This window comes from Streptomyces krungchingensis (genome assembly GCF_054729265.1).
Genome location: NZ_JBPUKY010000001.1, coordinates 4,574,324 through 4,592,240 on the forward strand (window position 1 = coordinate 4,574,324; position 17,917 = coordinate 4,592,240).

The window sequence follows — 17,917 nt, forward strand, 5'->3', positions numbered from 1 at the left end:
ATGAAAGGCACGAGAAGAAGACCCGGCGCCGCCCTCGTCGTGGCGCTGGCGCTGCTCGCGGGCCCCGGCGTCTGCCTCCCCGCCCACGCCGACGCCGCTCCCGCGTTCCGCGACCCGGACCTCCCGGTGGCCGCGCGCGTCGACGACCTGCTCGCCCGGCTCACCCTCGACGAGAAGGTCTCGCTGCTGCACCAGTACGAGCCGGCGATCCCCCGCCTCGGCATCGGCGCGTTCCGCACCGGCACCGAGGCCCTGCACGGAGTCGCCTGGCTGGGGAAGGCGACGGTGTTCCCGCAGGCGGTCGGGCTCGCGTCGACCTGGGACCCGGCCCTGATCGAACGGGTCGGCTCGGCGGTCGGCGACGAGGCGCGCGGCTTCCAGCAGGAGCGCCCCGACGGCTGGGGCCTGAACCTGTGGGCACCGGTGGTGAACCTGCTGCGCGACCCGCGCTGGGGACGCAACGAGGAGGGCTACTCCGAGGACCCGTACCTGACGGGGTCGATCTCCATCGCGTACGGCGACGGTCTCACCGGCGGCGACCCCGACCACCTCAAGACGGCGCCCACCCTCAAGCACTACCTCGCCAACAACAACGAGACACACCGCACGACCACCTCCTCCGACCTGCGCCCGCGGGTGCTGCACGAGTACGACGAGGCGGCCTTCCGGCCGGCGATCGCGGCGGACGCGGCGACGGGGGTGATGTCCTCCTACAACCTGGTCAACGGCCGTCCCGACACGGTCAACCCGGACCTGGACGACGTCGTGCGCGGCTGGACGGACAAGGATCTCCTCAACGTCACCGACGCCTTCGCCCCCGGCAATCTGCTCCCCGGCAACCAGGACTACTACCCCACGCTCGCCGAGGGCGACGCCGCCGCGCTGAAGGCGGGCATCGACAGCTTCACCGACAACAGCGCCGACCCCGGCCCGACCACGACGGCCGTCAAGTCCGCCTTGGAACAGGGCCTGTTGAAGGAGTCGGACGTGGACACGGCGGTGTCCCACATCCTCGCCGTCCGTGTCCGGCTCGGCGAGTTCGATCCGGGCGGCGGCCGGTACGGCTCGATCGACAGCTCCGTGATCGACAGCCCGGCCCACCGGAAGCTGGCCCGCGAGGCGGCGACGAAGGCGGCCGTCCTGCTGAAGAACGACAAGGCGCTGCCGCTGAAGACGTCGGCCAGGAACGTCGCCGTCGTCGGCCCGCTCGCCGACACCCTCTACACCGACTGGTACTCGGGGACGCTGCCCTACGCGGTCACCCCGAAGGACGGCATCGCGGCGAAGCTCGGCACCCCGGTGGCGAGCAGTGAGGGCGCGGACCGCATCACCCTCAGGAACACGGCGACGGGCCGGTACGTCACCGCGGGCGCGACGGCCGACGGGGCGGCCCTGAAGGAGAGCGCCGAGAACGGCACCGCGTCCCGGTTCGACGTCTTCGACTGGGGATCCGGCATCGTCACGCTGCGCTCCGCCGCCAACGGCAAGTACGTCGGCTACAACTGGTCCGGCTTCGTCAACGACCAGGTCCAGCCCAACGGCTGGTACGTGCAGCAGCAGTTCGTGCTGGAACGGCAGGACGACGGCAGCAGCCTCCTGCGGTACGCGGGCTACGAGACCGCCGAGTCCTGGTGGTCGAACCCCGTCTACCTCGGTCCGACCGGCGACGACGGCACCCTCGGACTGGTCCCGAAGGAGCGGGCCGCCCACTACGACAAGGACGTCGTGCGCAGCGGCGTCGACGAGGCGGTGGCCGCGGTGAAGGGCCGGGACGCCGCGGTGGTCGTGGTCGGCTCGATGCCGTCGATCAACGGCCGCGAGGACCACGACCGCACCGACATGGGTCTGGCACCCGCGCAGGAAGCCCTGGTCGAGGCGGTGCGCGCGGCCAACCCGAAGACCGTCGTGGTCGTCGAGAACAGCTACCCGACCACGCTCGGCGCCCTCCAGAAGAAGGTCCCGGCCGTGCTGTGGACCACGCACGCGGGCCAGGAGACCGGCAACGCGCTCGCCGACCTGCTGTACGGGGACGCGAACCCGGCGGGCCGTCTCACCCAGACCTGGTACGCCTCGGAGTCGGACCTCCCGTCGATCCTGGACTACGACATCATCAAGTCCGACCGCACGTACCAGTACTTCAAGGGCCGGCCGCTCTACCCGTTCGGCCACGGCCTCTCCTACACGTCCTTCCGCTACGGCGGGCTGAAGCGTGTCGACGGCGGCTTCCAGGTCGCCGTCACGAACACCGGTTCCCGGGCGGGCGACGAGGTCGTGCAGCTGTACACGCACCAGCGGACCTCGCGCGACAAGCAGCCGCTGAAGCAGCTGAAGGCGTACGCGCGGGTGTCGCTGAAGCCGGGCGAGACGAGGACGGTGCGGCTGCAGCTGCGCACCGAGGACCTCGCCCACTGGGACGTCACACGCTCCCGCCCGGTGGTGGAGAGCGGCACGTACGACGTACTGGTCGGGGCGTCGTCGTCCGACATCCGCGCCCGTGCCTCGCTCGCGGTGCGGGGCGAGACGATCCCGCCGCGGGACCTGACGAGGGCGACGCGGGCCGAGAACTTCGACGACTACGCCGGGGTGCGGCTGGTCGACGAGTCCAAGGCGCGCGGTACGGCGGTGGGCGCCACCGGCGACGGCGCCTGGCTGAAGTTCGCGGACGCCCGGCTCGCACCGGGCACCGGACGGTTCACCGCCCGGGTGGCCGGGCCGGCGGGCACGGTCGAGGTGCGCCTCGGCTCGCCGACGGGCACCCTGCTCGGCACCGCGCACACGGACGGCACGGCGTCCCCGTACTCCTACGAGACGGTGTCCGCCACGGTGGCCGCCGCCGCGGGACGCAAGGACGTCTGTCTGGTGCTGAGCGACGGTCTGCGCCTGTCGTCGTTCACGCTGGGGTGAGGGGGCCCGCCGAGGTGATCCGCTGAGGCCAGGGGCGCCGCCCCGGACCGCCGAAAGGAAAGGCCCCGCTGCCAGTGGCAGCGGGGCCTTTCCTCTGTATCCAGAACATGGGATGAGTGGAGATGGCGGGAATCGAACCCGCGTCCAACGGTGCAAAATCAGGGCTTCTCCGTGTGCAGTTCGCTGTGATTTTCTCAGCCCCGGCGATCACGCGAACAAGTCGCCGACGGGCTCAGTCGCTGTTTGATTTCCTTCTGCACCCCGCGACCGGGTTCAGAAGTTTAGTTCCCTAGCTGATGCCAGGATCCGGGTCGGGAACAGCCCCGGGCTGACACTTCGCAAGTCGCTACTTAGGCAGCGAGGGCGAAGGAATCGCGCTTGGTGTTGGCGATTATTTTTTGCGACATATGGTTTACGAGATCATTGCCGCTTCCTCGACACGCTTCCCCTGCTTCAACAGCCGCTGTCGAAACCGATCATCCCCATGTTGTTTTTTCAAACCGGGACCTTGCGGCCCCTGGACCTTTCGGTCCGCGCACCCTCTGTGAGGTGCGTTGCCATCGTACGTGACCAACGCACGACGATGCCAGCCTATTCCTGCGGGCGGCGGCCTAGGCCTCCCGCTGCTTCCGCTTGGCCGCCGCGATCGCGCGGTCCGACTCCCGCCGGTCCTGCTTCTCCCGCAGTGTCTGCCGCTTGTCGTACTCCTTCTTGCCGCGGGCGAGGGCGATCTCCGCCTTGGCGCGGCCGTCCTTGAAGTACAGGGCGAGGGGCACGATCGTGTGACCCGTCTCCTGCGACTTGGACTCCAGCTTGTCGATCTCCTCACGGTGCAGGAGCAGCTTGCGCTTGCGCCGCACGGTGTGGTTGGTCCAGGTGCCCTGGCTGTACTCGGGGATGTGGGCGTTGTGCAGCCACGCCTCGTTCCCGTCGATCTGGACGAAGCCGTCCGTCAGCGAGGCACGTCCCTGGCGCAGCGACTTCACCTCGGTGCCGGTCAGCACGAGCCCGGCCTCGTAGGTGTCGATGATCGCGTAGTCGTGGCGTGCCTTCTTGTTCTGCGCGACGATCTTGCGCTTGCCGTCCTTGGCCTTGGCGGAGCCGCCCCCGCCCTGCTTCGGCTGGGACTCCTTCGGTACGTACATTCCCTTGCTCATAGTGCTGGCCATTTTCGCACCACACAGGGGTGTGGGGGAAAGCCGATTACGCGGACCGCGAGCAGCGGGTCAGTGGGCGTCCCCGAGACCGCTCAGCACGGTCTCGGCCCGCTCCAGCGACTGCTTGTCCGCCTCCAGGTCGGGGGTGATGCCCCGGCCGTCGACGCCGCGCCCGGACGGGGTGCGGTAGTGCCCCACGGTCAGCTCGGCGACGGAGCCGTCGGGCAGCCGGCTCGGCATCTGGACCGAGCCCTTGCCGAAGGTCCTGGAGCCGACGACGACCGCGCGGCCGCGGTCCTGGAGGGCTCCGGTGAGCAGTTCGGCCGCGCTCATCGTGCCGCCGTCGACGAGCGCGACCAGGGGTCTGGCGGTGTCGCCGCCGGACTCGGCGTGCAGGGCGCGCTGGCGTCCGTCCACGTCGTACGTGGCGACGAGGCCGCCGTCGAGGAAGGCGGAGGCGGCGGTGACGGCCTCGGAGACCAGGCCTCCGGAGTTGCCGCGCAGGTCGAGGACCATGCCCGCCTCGCTCGGTGCCTGGGTGACGGCGGTCCGTACCCGGTCGCCGACGCCCTTGGTGAAGGCCGCGACCTTGATCACGACGACGCCGCCGGGAAGCCGGTGCACGGTCACGGGATCCGTGGAGAGCCTGGCCCGGCGCAGGGTCTCGGTCCACTCGCGGGTGCCGCGTTCCAGACCGAGGGAGACCTCCGTGCCGGCCGCCGCGTCGTCCGCGTCGCCGCGCAGTAAGGAGATGACCTCGGTGACAGGCCGGCCGTCGACCTTCTCGCCGTCCACGCTGCGCAGCCGGTCGCCCTCACGGATGCCGGCGCCCGCCGCGGGCGAGCCGGCCCGGACGCGCGTCACCTCGATGCGTCCGTCGCGCTCGCGCCGGGCCGACAGCCCGACGCCGGTGTACTGGCCGTCGAGCGCCTCCTCGAACTCCTCGTACTCGCCCTGGGAGTAGACCGCGCCCCAGCGGTCCCCGCTGCGGCTGACGGCGCGCTCGGCGGCCTCCATCGGGGACTTGCCGTCGGCCATCGCCTCGGCGGCCGCCGCGGTGACGTCCTCGTGGTGGGCGGCCGGTGTGGAACGGGCGTCGGGGGAGCCGGGAGTGCGCGGTCCGCGGCCGGCGTCGGAGAAGGATCCGGTCGCCGCTCCTGCGACGAGGACGCTCGCGAACACCAATGTCAGGGCCGCCCCGCGGCGGATGCGGCGGGGCTCACAGAACAGGTCACGGCCTGACATGCCGGTGAGTCTAGGACAAGGCGGAGGGCCGCACCGCCGGTTGACGGTACGGCCCTCTTGGCATGTGTCACACCTTCAGGTACTTGCGCAACGCGAAGAACGCGGCCAGCGCGGGCATCAGCAGACTTGTCGCGAGGATGAGCGGCAGCTTGGTCAACACGGCGTCCCAGCCGATGAAGTTGATCAAGTTGAGCTTCTCGGACAGGGCCAGACCGTGGTCGATGATGAAGTACCGGGCGATCAACAGGAATCCGCAGGCGACACCACCGCCGATCAGCCCGGCGACCGCGGCCTCCATGATGAACGGCGCCTGGATGTAGAACCCGGAGGCGCCGACCAGGCGCATGATCCCGGTCTCCCGCCGACGGCTGAACGCCGAGACGCGCACCGTGTTGACGATCAGCATCAGCGCGACGACGAGCATCATCGCCATCACCGCGCGCGCGGCCCAGTTCATGCCGTTGAGCAGCCCGAAGAGGTTGTCGAGGATGCCCTTCTGGTCCTGCACGGACTGCACGCCGTCCCGCCCGTTGAAGGCGGTCGCGATGACCCGGTACTTCTCCGGGTCCTTCAGCTTGATCCGGTACGACTCCTGCATCTGGTCCGGCGTCAGGGAGCTGGCCAGCGGGGAGTCGCCGAACTGCTCCTTGTAGTGCTTGTACGCCTGGTCCGAGGACTCGTACGAGACCTTCTCGACGACCGTCATCTTGTCCAGGTCGGCGAGGATCTGCTTCTTCTGGTCGGTGGTCACGGCACCCTTGGCGCACTTGGGGTCGGACTCGGCGTCGCTCTTGTTGCAGAGGAAGATCGAGACGTTGACCTTGTCGTACCAGTAGCCCTTCATCGTGTTCACCTGGTCGCTCATCAGGAGCGACCCGCCGAACAGGGCGAGGGACAGGGCGACCGAGACGACGACCGCGAAGGTCATCGTCAGATTGCGGCGGAGACCGACACCGATCTCCGACAGAACGAACTGGGCGCGCATGGCGTCTTCTTCAGACCTTTCCGTGGACGATGATCAGTGCTGGTAGCCGTAGACGCCGCGTGCCTGGTCGCGGACGAGACGGCCCTGCTCCAGCTCGATGACGCGCTTGCGCATCTGGTCCACGATGTTCTGGTCGTGGGTCGCCATCACCACGGTCGTGCCCGTGCGGTTGATGCGGTCGAGCAGCTTCATGATGCCGACGGAGGTCTGAGGGTCGAGGTTTCCGGTCGGCTCGTCGGCGATGAGCAGCTTCGGGCGGTTGACGAACGCGCGCGCGATGGCCACGCGCTGCTGCTCACCACCGGACAGCTCGCCTGGCATCCGGTCCTCCTTGCCGCCCAGGCCGACGAGGTCGAGCACCTGGGGGACGGACTTGCGGATCTCGCCGCGCGACTTGCCGATGACCTCCTGCGCGAAGGCCACGTTCTCGGCGACGGTCTTGTTCGGCAGAAGCCGGAAGTCCTGGAACACGGTCCCCAGCTGGCGGCGCATGTGCGGCACCTTCCAGTTGGAGATGCGCGCGAGGTCCTTGCCCAGGACGTGCACCTGACCGTGGCTGCACCGCTCCTCGCGGAGGATCAGCCGCAGGAAGGTGGACTTTCCGGAGCCGGAGGACCCCACGAGGAACACGAACTCACCACGCTCGACCTCCAGGGAGACATCCCTGAGAGCGGGGCGGGTCTGCTTGGGGTAGACCTTGGAGACATTGTCGAATCGGATCACGGATGCACCACGGGTCGCCGGGGGTAGGTGTGCGTGACCATACGCGAACCGGGTGTGCGTCCGCAGTCGGCGTACGGGGTTTGCGCGAGGCTTGCACGTTTTGTCAGGGATCTGAAGGGGCAGGGGCCGCCCGATTCACGAGGGTCCGGGGACGCGGGCCGGGGAGGCCGGGCCCGGGGAGCGTGGGCGTCCGGATGTCGCCGTTTCCGGGGCTGGGGCCCGCCGGGGCGGGGCAGGATAAGGCGAGCCGCGCCGAAATCCGCGGAACCTGGCACAGTGGAGGGGGAACGGTTGCGTACCCCGCAGCGTTATGTACAGCGTTGTGTACGCGGAGATGGCGCAAGGAGGGCGAGCGCATGACGTACGACCGATTGGTGTGCGCGAACTGCGCGGCGCCCGTCAGCGAGGGCCGCTGCCCGGTCTGCCGCGCGAACCGTGAGCGGCTCCAGCAGGAGAGCCCCTTCGCGGGCCTGAACCCGATGGCGCTGATCGCGCTGCTCGCCGTGCTGATCGCGGCCTTGGCCCTGGTGGCACACCAGACGGTGTGAGACCGCCGGGATCCCGGGCGGAGCCGGCCGTACCGCATGCATGGTCCCGGCCGCCCCCTCGCGGGCGTGAGCAAGACCACATGTGACCGAGGACACGAGAAGGCCCGGAGCGATCCGCTCCGGGCCTTCTTTCATGCGTGGTGCGCCCGTCAGGCGGCGGCACCGCCACGGCCGCCCATGACGCGCGGCATCATCCGGAAGCCGATGCCGCCGGCGATCATCGTCGCGGCGCCGATCAGCAGGAACGTGGTCTGACCGGCACCGGTCTCGGCGAGCTCACCGTCCTTCTTGCCCTGGGCCGAGGTGTCCGAGCCCGTGTCGGTGAGGGCCGAGGAGCCCTCCTCCTGGGCGGAGGAGCCACCGTCGGGGTCGGCGTTGTTGCCGCCACCGCCGGAGCCGCTGGTGCTGCCGTCGGTGGGCTCGGTGGACTCGGTGGGCTCCTCCGTGGGCTGGGTCGGCTCCTCGGTGGGCTCCGTCGGCTCCTCGGTGGGCTCCGTGGGCTCCTCGGTGGGCTCGGTGGGCTCCTCCGTGGGCTGGGTCGGCTCCTCGGTGGGCTCCGTCGGCTCGCCGGTGGGCTCGGTCGGGATGCCGGTCTCGGTCGGGGTCGGGGTCGGGTCCTCGTCGCCGACGCTGACACCGATGCCGACGTTCAGGTCCAGCGCCGAGGCCGCACCCGCGGCGGTCAGCGAAGCGCCCGCGGCAATCACCGCACCGGCGGCTATCCGCGCCACGCGGATCCGCGTCTTCTTGGTCATCTGCCTGCTACCCCCAGTAGCTGATCGTCAATGGAGCAGCGTCCAGGGCCACGGCGTCACAGGCGACTTGGGCTCAAGCCCCCCGGTGCACATGCGCCCCAGTGATACGCATGCCACGCGTTACCCTTCCCAGTTTTCAAAGCGTCGTCAAGGTCGTTGCGTACGCGATGTCCGTATCAACATCATTTGCCTGCCGTGAGGACATGTGACTGTGACGTAAAACCCAGACAACCCCCACACAAAAGGCAACTGCCGTCCACTGGACGGCAGTTGCCTTGTCGACAAAGAGGCCCGAACGGGACCTCTTCGTGCCCGCTTACTTCTCCTGCTGCTTGCGCCAGCGAATTCCGGCCTCGACGAAGCCGTCGATCTCGCCGTTGAACACGGCATCGGGGTTGCCGACCTCGAACTCCGTGCGCAGGTCCTTGACCATCTGGTACGGGTGCAGCACGTACGAACGCATCTGGTTGCCCCAGGAGTTGCCGCCGTCGCCCTTGAGGGCGTCCATCGCGGCCTGCTCCTCCTGCCGGCGCCGCTCGAGGAGCTTGGCCTGCAGAACGTTCATGGCCGAGGCCTTGTTCTGGATCTGCGACCGCTCGTTCTGGCAGGAGACCACGATGCCGGTGGGAAGGTGGGTCAGGCGCACCGCGGAGTCGGTGGTGTTGACGCCCTGGCCGCCGGGACCGGACGAGCGGTACACGTCGATCCGCAGCTCGGACTCGTCGATCTCGATGTGGTCGGTCTGCTCGACCACCGGCAGGATCTCGACACCGGCGAAGGAGGTCTGGCGGCGCCCCTGGTTGTCGAACGGCGAGATGCGCACCAGCCGGTGCGTGCCCTGCTCCACGGAGAGCGTGCCGTACGCGTACGGCGAGTGGACGGCGAAGGTGGTGGACTTGATGCCCGCCTCTTCCGCGTACGAGGTCTCGTAGAGCTCCGTCTTGTAGCCGTGGCGCTCCGCCCAGCGCAGGTACATGCGCTGGAGCTTCTCGGCGAAGTCGGAGGCGTCGACGCCACCGGCCTCGGCACGGATGGTGACGACCGCCTCACGCGAGTCGTACTCCCCGGACAGGAGGGTGCGGACCTCCATCTCGTCCAGCGCCTTCCGGACGGACGTGAGCTCGGCCTCGGCCTCGGCACGGGTGTCCGGGTCGTCCTCCTCCTCGGCCATCTCGAAGAGCACAGCGAGATCGTCGATGCGCCCGCGCAGCGCCTCGGCCTTCCTGACCTCCGCCTGGAGGTGGCTCAGCTTGCTGGTGATCTTCTGCGCCTCGTCCGGGTCGTCCCACAGGGACGGCGCCGCCGCCTGCTCCTCGAGCACGGCGATGTCTGCCCTCAGCTTGTCGAGGTCCAGGACGGCCTCGATCGACTCCATGGTCGAGGAGAGGGACTTGAGCTCTTCGGATACATCGACGACTGCCACGCCTCCAGCGTAACGGCTACGGCAAGCGGGGCTCGCCGCTCGCCCCCGCGGGCCAGGGCCCCCGGCCCCGCCCGCTCCCGGACGCCCCGGACATCAGCCCCGGACGTCAGCCCCTCGGGCGCTTGAGGAGCGGGGTCCGGGCCGAGCCCCCACCATCAGCCCCGACCATCAGCCCCTCCGGCACTTGGGGAGCGGGGTCCGGGCCGAGCCCCCACCATCAGCCCCTCCGCCGCTTGAGGAGCGAGATCCGGGCCGAACCCCCACCATCAGCCCCTCCGCCGCTTGAGAAGCGAGATCCGGGCCGGAGCGCAACCATCAGCCCCTCCGGCGTTTGAGGAGCGGGGTCCGGGGCGGAGCCCCGGGAACGGGACGGGCAGGGGTGGAGGGGGCGAGAAAGGCCTGTCGCCCGACCCCGGCCGGCGAGCCCGAGGACGGCACCTCCGGGCACGGCCCCCAAGGGCACGGCCCTCAAGGGCACCGCCCGTAGGCACACGGCACCCCAGGGCACGGCGAGGCATGCGTCACGGCACCCCGGGCCACCGCAAGGCGGGCGCCACGGCACCCCGGGTTCACGCGCAGGCGGGCGTCACGGCGAGGCGGGCGCCGAGTTCTTCGTGTCCTGGGGCGTGGCGTCCGCGTCGTCGCCGGACACGGCGATCCAGGTCCCCACCCCGATCGCGGCGACGAGCACCGCCCCCGCCACCCCGAGCGTGATCCGCCGCCGCCGGGCGGAGGCCCGATGGCGTGCGGAGCCCGGCCGGGGCGCCCCGGTGGCCCGCGGCGCGCGAGCGGTCCCGCGCGCACCCCCCGCCAGTTCGTCCGGCGCCGGCACCCGCATCGACGTGTGCGTGTCCCGGTTCGAGTCGGGCGCGGCCCCCGGCACCAGCGGCACCGCCCCGCGCCGCTGCCGCGCCACGGGGGCGGACGGCTCCGCCGTCTCCTCGTACGTCTCGTCCGCTTCCGCCGACTCGGAGTCCGGGGAGTCGACGTCCAGCGGCGGCATCCCGGCGAGCAGCGGCAGCTGCTCCCTCAGCCGTGCCCCGAGCTCCGAGGCCCGCAGGCGTGAGGCCGGCGCCTTCGCCAGGCACTGCACGATCAGCTGCCACAGCTCCTCCGGGATGCCGGGCAGCGGCACCACGGTCTCGGTGACGTGACGGCGCAGGACCGCCCCCGGGTGGCCGCCGCCGAAGGGCGTGAACCCGGCGAGCAGCTCGTACAGCACGGTCGCGAGGGCGTAGATGTCGACGGCCGCCCGCGGGGGCAGGCCCTCGATGATCTCGGGGGCGAGGTAGTCCGGCGTGCCGATGATCTTCGTGGCGCGGGTCCGCCGGGGCGAGTCGATGAGCTTGGCCACCCCGAAGTCGGTCAGCAGGGCGGGGTGCGAGCCGCCGGGGCCGAGCGGGCCCTGCATGTCGAGCAGGACGTTCTCCGGCTTCACGTCCCGGTGGACGACGCCCGCGGCGTGCGCGGCGGCGAGCCCGTCCGCGACGTCGGCGACGATCGCGACGGCGGCCTCGGGGGCGAGGCGCCGCTCCCGGTCGAGGCGGGTCCGCAGGTCGGTGCCGCGGACCAGGTCCATGACGAGCGCGAGGTCGTTGCCGTCCACCACCAGGTCGCGCACCGAGACGACGTGCGGGTGGTCGAGTCCGAGCAGCGCGGTGCGCTCCTGCACGAAGCGCCCCACGAGCTCCTGGTCGGACGCGAGGTCCTCGCGCAGCAGCTTGATGGCGACGGGCCCCTCGGGGCCCTCGCCCAGCCACACCGTGCCGGCGCTGCCTCGTCCCAGGATCTGGTTCGCGGTGTACCGGCTGCCGATCTTCCGTGCCAAGACTGCTCCTACAGACGCGTGGTTGCCGCTAAAAGTACGCGTCCGTGGCCCCAACCTTCACCGCGGAGACGGAAATCACCCGCCAGGTGTCGACAAATCACCAGAGTCGGCTTCCCCGGGGCCGGACACGGCAGACTCCGCCGGCGGAAGTCCGCCGGCGGAGGTTCCTGCCCGAGGGTCAGCTGCCGGACGAGCCGCCGCCGAGGTCACCGATCCATCCGGTGACCGTGTCGAACCATTCGTTCAGCTGGGCCCAGTAGCCCTTCGTGGTCCCGATCCACTCCTGGAGCGGGCTCAGCTCCCAGATCAGCCATCCGGCGACGAACAGGATGACGAGGGTGAACAGGCAGCCCTTCAGGCAGCCGAGTCCCGGGATCTTGGTCGGGTTGGCGCTGCGCTGACGGGGCTCGCGCTGCTGGCGCGGCGCGGGCTGCTGCGGCGGCGCGTACCGCTGCGGCTGGGGCTGCGGCTGGGGAGCGGGGGCGTAGCGCTGCGGCTGCTGCGGCGCGTACTGCTGCGGCTGCTGCTGCTGCTGGGGGTAGCCGTACCCGGGCGGCGGCTGCTGGCCGCGCTGGGGCCGCTGCTGCGGCCGCGCGACCTGGCGCTGCGGACGACGGCGCAGCGGGTCCTCGTTCGGGTCCAGGTACTGCACCTGGGTCTGTTCGTTGCGGTCGCGGGCCGCGCGCAGCTGGTTCTGCCAGGGGTGCGGGTCCTCGGGCTGTCCGCCCTGCCCGCCCGGCTGGTGCTGCGGCACGGGCGGCATGACGGCGGTCGGGTCCGCCGCGCCGCGGTGCGGCAGGACGGACGTGGGGTCGGCGTCGCCGGTGTGCTGCATCACGCTGGTCGCGGCGTTCGGGTCGTACGCGCCCGACGGGGCGCCGTGCGGCAGCACCTGCGTGGGGTCGGCCGCACCGGGCGTGCCGGGGACGGTCGCCGGTGCCGGGTCGGGGGCGAGCAGCGCGCCCACGCCCTCCGCGGCGGCGATCTGCGCGGCGTTCGCGTGCACACCGACGCCCGCGGCGACGGCGCGCAGTCCGCGCGCCAGGTTCTCGGCGCTGGGCCGCTCGTCCGGGTTCTTGCGCAGGCAGCGTTCTATGACGGTCCACAGCGGGTCCGGCACGGTCGACGGGCGCCGCGGCTCGGCGCTCAGGTGCTGGTGCAGCACTTCGAGCGCGGAGCCGCCGGAGAACGGCGGACGGCCCGTGACCAGTTCGTACAGCAGGATGCCCGCGCCGTAGATGTCGACCGCGGACGTCTGCGGACGTCCTTCCGCGGACTCGGGCGCGACGTACGCGGGCGTGCCGACGAACTCGTGCGTGCGCGTGAGGCCCGGGGAATCGGCGAGCCGGGCGATGCCGAAGTCGGTCAGCATCGGGTGCATCTGGCCGTCGTCCTGCTTGAGCAGGACGTTCGCGGGCTTCAGGTCGCGGTGCACGACGCCATCGGCGTGGCTGGCGGCGAGCGCGTCGGCGACCTGGGCGGTGAGCAGGGCCGCGGCGACCGGGCTGAAGGGACCGTTCTCGCGGAGGTAGCGGTGCAGGTCGGGCCCGTCGACCAGGTCCATGACGAGCGCGAGCAGATCGCCCTCGACGACGAGGTCCCGCACCCGCACGATGTTCGGATGGGTCAGCCGGAGCAGCACCGAGCGCTCCCGCAGGAACCGCATCACGACATCCGCGTCGCTGGCGAGTTCCTCCTTCAGGACCTTGATCGCCACGGTCTCGCCGGGCTGGCCCGCGACGGCCGCCTCGGCGCCCGCCGTCTCCCTCTGGCGGGCCCGCCAGACGGTGCCTGTGGCGCCGCGCCCAAGCGGCTCCTCAAGGAGGTACTTGCTCCCTACCGGCCGCACGTCATGCGCTCCCTGTTGCTTGCTTGCCTGGTCCGTCCACCGTGATCACCGTGGTAAAGGTGTTCCGACCCACTCTAGTGCCGCCGTACGTGGCACCGGGCTGTCGTCCTCGTGTGCTTCTCATGGGTTCCACGCGCACCTGTGCCTCGCATAAGCGCTTACGTACGCGTTCCCGTACATGTTCGATGGAAAGACGCTCGGTCCGGTCACTTGGTTGCCGGACTCCGGACGTGACCGATCTCAAGCGGACACCGGTCGGGCACTGGTCAGGCACTTTTGCGGGCAGAGCCGACCAATCAAGATCACTTACGGGTGGGGGGCGGGCGTGTTGTCGGTGGCAGGTGCGAGGATGCCCTCAGTACTGGCCGACGTGCCCGTGTGCGGTGGGGGAATTCTGCGGTGGGGGACCGCAGCGCAGCCTCGTCCTCGTCGCGGACACCTGCGCGGAAGGGACCCCGGACGGCGATGCAGATCCGGCTGACCGTCGTAGACCCGCTGGGCCCGCCCTCGGAGCCACGGGGGCGAGCCGCGGCCTGCGATGTGCTGGTGACCGCGCCCGCCGGGACGGCGCTGGCAGCGGTCGCGTCGGGGCTGGCCTCGGCGGTCGGCGGGGACGCGGGCGGCGCCCCGGCCGAGCGGGGACGGGACCTCGGGGGCGGTCCGGTCGTGCTGTACGCGGGCGCCGAGCGGCTCGACGCGCAGCGCTGCACGCTCGGCGAGCCCCCGCTGACGGACGGCGCGGTGCTGTCCCTGGGCGCGCCCGCGGAACCGGGCCCCGAGGTGGACGACGTCGCCCCCCAGCTCCATGTGGTCGCGGGCCCCGACGCGGGCGGCGTCCATCTGCTGCACGGCGGCCAGGTCCACATCGGCCGCTCCGCCGACGCGGACGTCCCCCTGGACGACCCCGACGTCTCCCGGCTGCACTGCGCGGTCACCGTCACCCCCGAGGGCCGTGTCTCGGTCTCCGACCTCGGCTCGACGAACGGCACCTCGCTGGACGGCGGCCCCGTCGGCACCCGCCCCGTCCGCTTCGCGCCGGGCTCGCTGCTGCGCGTCGGGGAGTCCGCCCTGCGGCTTGCGCCGCCCGGGGGACCCGGGGCCCTGCGGACGGCTCCGGACGGGGAGGGCCATGTGCGGGTGACGGCGGCCGGGGCCGACGCCGACGGGGTCACCGCCCCGCGGCCGGACCCGACCACCGCCGTGCCGCACACTCGCGTGGAGGGCAGCCCGGACGGGCGCGCCGGCGACGGAAGCGCCCCCGCCGGCGGTGACACCCCGCACACGCATCACGCGTACGGAGCGGCCGAGTGGGGCTCCGCGGGCGGCGGCGTCCTGGGGGCCCAGGAGCACCGCCGCGGCGTACCGGCGGGTGTCCCGGAACAGGGCGGGGCGCCCGGCATCGAGAGCAGGCCCCGCGGCACCGGACCGGACGGCGCTCCGGCGTCCGCACCGCAGCCGGCGGGGGCACCGGACCCGGCCGGTGCGGACGAGGCTTCCGGCACCCGCAAGGGCACCCCGATGCGCGGCACGGACGTACCGGCGGGCATGCGCAGGCGGGGCGGCATCGGCGCGTGGGCCCGACGGCTGGCCGGCGGCCGGCCCGGCCCGGCCGCGGCGGGACAGGACCTGTACGAGGAAGGGGACGCCGCGGCGCGGGAACCACTGCCCGCCGCACCCCGGTCCCCGGAGAGCTGGCCCGACCCCGCGACCCTGCTGCTCACCGCGCTGGGGCCGGGGTCCCGGCTGTGGGAGCGCGGCCCCGCGCACCCGGAGGCGCTCACGGTGCGGCTGGGCACGGCGGACCGGACGGCATCGGACGGTTCGGGCCTGCTGCCCGCGGTGCCGGTGACCGCCGGTCTGCGGGAGGTCGGTTCGCTGGGCCTGGCCGGGCCGCGGGCGCGCCTGGCGGGTCTGGCCCGCGCGGTCCTCGCGCAGCTCGCCGCGCTGCACTCGCCGGACACCCTGGAGATCGTCCTGATCAGCACGGACCGCTCCCGCACGGCGCGGGAGCGCGCCGCCGAGTGGTCCTGGCTCGGCTGGCTCCCCCACCTGCGCCCGGCGCACGGCCAGGACTGCCGTCTCCTCCTCGCCTACGACCGCGAGCAGGCCACGGCCCGCACGGACGAGCTCCTGCGCCGCCTGGACGAGCAGCTGGCGGAGGCGGACCGGGCACCGCGAGGCCGTCCGTACGCGGGCGGCGACGGCACCACGGGCGCCCGGACCGCACCGGACGACCGGGCGGGCCGCCCGGCCGCGGAGGACGGCGGCGTGCGCGGAGCGGCGCGGCGGCCCTCCTGGGCGCGGGACGACGACGCGGACGACGACCGCTTCGACGGGCCGTACACCGTGCTCGTGGTGGACGGCGACCCCGGCGGCGCGGACGTGCGGGAGGCCGTGGCGCGGCTGGCGCACGAGGGTGCGCGGGCCGGGATCCACGTGGTGTGCCTCGCCGAGACGGCCGCGGCATCACCCGCGTCGCCGGTGACGGAGACGTACGAGGCGGCGTGCCAGGTGTCGCCCGCGTTCCGCGAGTGCGGCGCGGTCGCCCTGCTCAGCGGCGACGTGGCCACGGCGCTGCGCCTGCTGCGGGTCGCGCCGGGCGGTCCGGCCGGGCAGCGGCCGGACGGCACCCCGGGTGCGGCGCGCGGCGAGGGCCGCGAGACCGGCCGGGGCGGACGCGGGGACGACGCGGCGCACCGCTCGCACGGCGGCGGCCGTCCGGCCGACGTCACGCACGCCGGCTCCGCGTACGGCGCCTCCGGGCTCGAAGGGGCCGCGCACGGCGGATCCGATCACGGCGTGCCCGGTGCGTACGGCGGCACGCGCGCGGACTCGTACCGGTCAGCGGACGACACCGGTCCGCTCCGGGGCGGCCGGGTCTCCCCCGGTGGCACCGGACAGCTGCCGCGCGGCCCCGTGGGCCACGGCACGGTCGCCGCGGTCGACGCCGTGTCGGTCGCCTGGGCCGAGCGGTTCGCGCGGGCGCTCGCGCCCCTGCGCACGGACGGCACGCAGTCCGACCGGCAGGCGCGGGTGTCGGCCCCGCTGCCGCAATCGGCCCGGCTGCTCGACGAGTTGGGGCTGGCGCGGGCCACCCCCGCATCGCTGATGACGCGTTGGGCGGACGCGGCGGACGACACCGGGGCGCTCGGCGGGCGGGCCCGCGCCGTCCTCGGCGCCGGCCCGCGCGGGCCGGTCGCCGTGGACCTCGCCGTCGAGGGACCGCACCTGCTGATCGAGGGCCCCGCGGGCAGCGGCCGTACGGAGCTGCTGCGCTCCGTCGTCGCGTCGCTCGCCGCCGCGGAGCGGCCCGACCGGCTCGGGATCGTGCTGATGGACGGCCGGGACGCCACGGGCGGTCACGGCGCGGGACACCAGGCCCAGGCCGGCGAAGGTCTCCAGGCGTGCACGGACCTCCCGCACGTCACGACCCACCTCACCGCCAACGACCCGGTGCGGATGCGGGAGTTCGCCCAGTCCCTCAGCGCCGAGCTGAAGCGGCGGGCCGAGCTGCTCGGACGGGTCGACTTCACGGAGTGGCACACCCGGCGCCGGGTGCCGGGCCGCATCGTCGCCCAGCGCTCGGCCCCGTCGTCGCCCGCCGTCACCTCCGGTGGCGCGACGGGCGGCGCACCCTCCGGTACCGCGCCCGGGGCCGCCGATCTCGACGCACCGCCGAGCTCGACGCTGCGGCTGCGGCCGGCCGCCGCGCGGGAGCGCACCGAGCCGGGACCGCCGCTGGCCCGGCTCGTCGTGGTGGTCGACGACCTGGACGCCCTGCTGGCCCCCGCGCTGGGGTCGCCGGGCCGTCCCGCGGCCGGTTCGGTCATACGGGCCCTGGAGGCGGTCGCCCGTGAGGGCGAGCGGCTCGGCGTGCACCTCGTGGCGGCGTCCGGCACCAACAGCCGTACGGAGGCGTCGGAGTTGGCTCGCTCCGCCGCGTTGCGCATCATCCTCGACACGCCGTCGCCGGGGCCCGAGGAGCCGGCACCCGGCCGGGGCAGCCTGCACCGCCCGGACGGAAGGGAGACACCGTTCCAGGGCGGCCGGGTCACCGGGCGCATCCCCCGGACGGCCACCCTGCGACCCACGGTCGTCCCCCTGGAGTGGCAGCGCATGGGCGACCCTCCGGCCCGTCGCCCCGTCCGCGAACTCGGCAACGGCCCGACGGACCTGGCCCTGCTCGCCAGCGCGTTGGAGCGTGCGGCGCGCTCGGTCTCCGCGGCCGAGGTGCCGTCGCTGCTCTAGCCACCGGTCGGGCACGGGAAGGGGGTGAGCGTGGCGGCTCTCGCCCCGCCCTCCGGTGCCCGGGCATTCCGCTTGCGGACCACCGCCCGTCCGAGGGACGCGTCCGCGCGCACCCGCCGTACGGGTGGGAGCACGTCACGACCCAATCACGATCGCTCTCTTGACAGCGCAGGCGCCCTTGCAGCTTTCAAGCCACCGGGCGTAGACCAGATCGCACGGGACAGCGCTCAGACGTTCGACGAGGCTCGAAGA

11 protein-coding genes and 1 other RNA gene are annotated in these 17,917 nt (G+C 72.6%); 3 read left to right on the forward strand and 9 right to left on the reverse strand.

Going from position 1 to position 17,917, the window contains the following annotated elements; genetic code table 11:
- On the forward strand, positions 1–2,904 hold the full coding sequence (locus ACSYGO_RS20215; RefSeq protein ID WP_460387194.1) for a glycoside hydrolase family 3 C-terminal domain-containing protein: 2,904 nt from the start codon (positions 1–3) through the stop codon (positions 2,902–2,904).
- Between the two features lie 114 nt (positions 2,905–3,018).
- On the opposite strand, the gene ssrA is transcribed toward ACSYGO_RS20215, so the two are convergent.
- The 5 genes from ssrA to ftsE all read right to left on the reverse strand — a co-directional run bounded on the left by ssrA (position 3,019) and on the right by ftsE (position 7,014).
- Positions 3,019–3,388: a transfer-messenger RNA gene (gene ssrA / locus ACSYGO_RS20220) on the reverse strand.
- A gap of 127 nt (positions 3,389–3,515) precedes the next feature.
- Positions 3,516–4,049: an SsrA-binding protein SmpB gene (smpB, locus tag ACSYGO_RS20225; RefSeq protein WP_432186121.1), complete on the reverse strand. Its 534-nt coding sequence runs from the start codon at positions 4,047–4,049 to the stop codon at positions 3,516–3,518.
- 81 nt (positions 4,050–4,130) lie between these two features.
- Positions 4,131–5,306 (reverse strand): S41 family peptidase, encoded by a 1,176-nt coding sequence (locus ACSYGO_RS20230; RefSeq protein WP_426675440.1) that lies wholly within the window; start codon positions 5,304–5,306, stop codon positions 4,131–4,133.
- A 67-nt stretch (positions 5,307–5,373) separates the two neighbouring features.
- Positions 5,374–6,291: a permease-like cell division protein FtsX gene (gene ftsX, locus ACSYGO_RS20235; protein ID WP_426675439.1), complete on the reverse strand. Its 918-nt coding sequence runs from the start codon at positions 6,289–6,291 to the stop codon at positions 5,374–5,376.
- 33 nt (positions 6,292–6,324) lie between these two features.
- Positions 6,325–7,014 carry a cell division ATP-binding protein FtsE gene (gene ftsE / locus ACSYGO_RS20240; RefSeq protein ID WP_028805019.1) on the reverse strand — a complete coding sequence of 230 codons (690 nt, stop codon included), beginning with the start codon at positions 7,012–7,014 and terminating at the stop codon, positions 6,325–6,327.
- 356 nt (positions 7,015–7,370) lie between these two features.
- Here ftsE and ACSYGO_RS20245 point away from each other — a divergent pair, with 356 nt between their 5' ends.
- Positions 7,371–7,562 carry a hypothetical protein gene (locus tag ACSYGO_RS20245; protein ID WP_028805018.1) on the forward strand — a complete coding sequence of 64 codons (192 nt, stop codon included), beginning with the start codon at positions 7,371–7,373 and terminating at the stop codon, positions 7,560–7,562.
- 149 nt (positions 7,563–7,711) lie between these two features.
- Here the strand turns inward: ACSYGO_RS20245 and ACSYGO_RS20250 are convergent, their stop codons facing one another.
- The 4 genes from ACSYGO_RS20250 to ACSYGO_RS20265 all read right to left on the reverse strand — a co-directional run bounded on the left by ACSYGO_RS20250 (position 7,712) and on the right by ACSYGO_RS20265 (position 13,417).
- Positions 7,712–8,317, reverse strand: coding sequence for a hypothetical protein (locus ACSYGO_RS20250; protein WP_460387195.1), 606 nt, complete (start codon positions 8,315–8,317; stop codon positions 7,712–7,714).
- A 316-nt stretch (positions 8,318–8,633) separates the two neighbouring features.
- Positions 8,634–9,740: a peptide chain release factor 2 gene (gene prfB, locus ACSYGO_RS20255; protein WP_426675437.1), complete on the reverse strand. Its 1,107-nt coding sequence runs from the start codon at positions 9,738–9,740 to the stop codon at positions 8,634–8,636.
- 586 nt (positions 9,741–10,326) lie between these two features.
- Positions 10,327–11,568, reverse strand: a complete 1,242-nt coding sequence (locus ACSYGO_RS20260) for a serine/threonine-protein kinase (protein WP_426675436.1) — start codon at positions 11,566–11,568, stop codon at positions 10,327–10,329.
- Between the two features lie 178 nt (positions 11,569–11,746).
- Positions 11,747–13,417: a serine/threonine-protein kinase gene (locus ACSYGO_RS20265; RefSeq protein ID WP_426675435.1), complete on the reverse strand. Its 1,671-nt coding sequence runs from the start codon at positions 13,415–13,417 to the stop codon at positions 11,747–11,749.
- 465 nt (positions 13,418–13,882) lie between these two features.
- Between ACSYGO_RS20265 and ACSYGO_RS20270 the strand changes: the two genes are divergently transcribed.
- Positions 13,883–17,665: an FHA domain-containing protein gene (locus tag ACSYGO_RS20270; protein ID WP_460387196.1), complete on the forward strand. Its 3,783-nt coding sequence runs from the start codon at positions 13,883–13,885 to the stop codon at positions 17,663–17,665.
- Positions 17,666–17,917 lie beyond the last annotated feature (252 nt).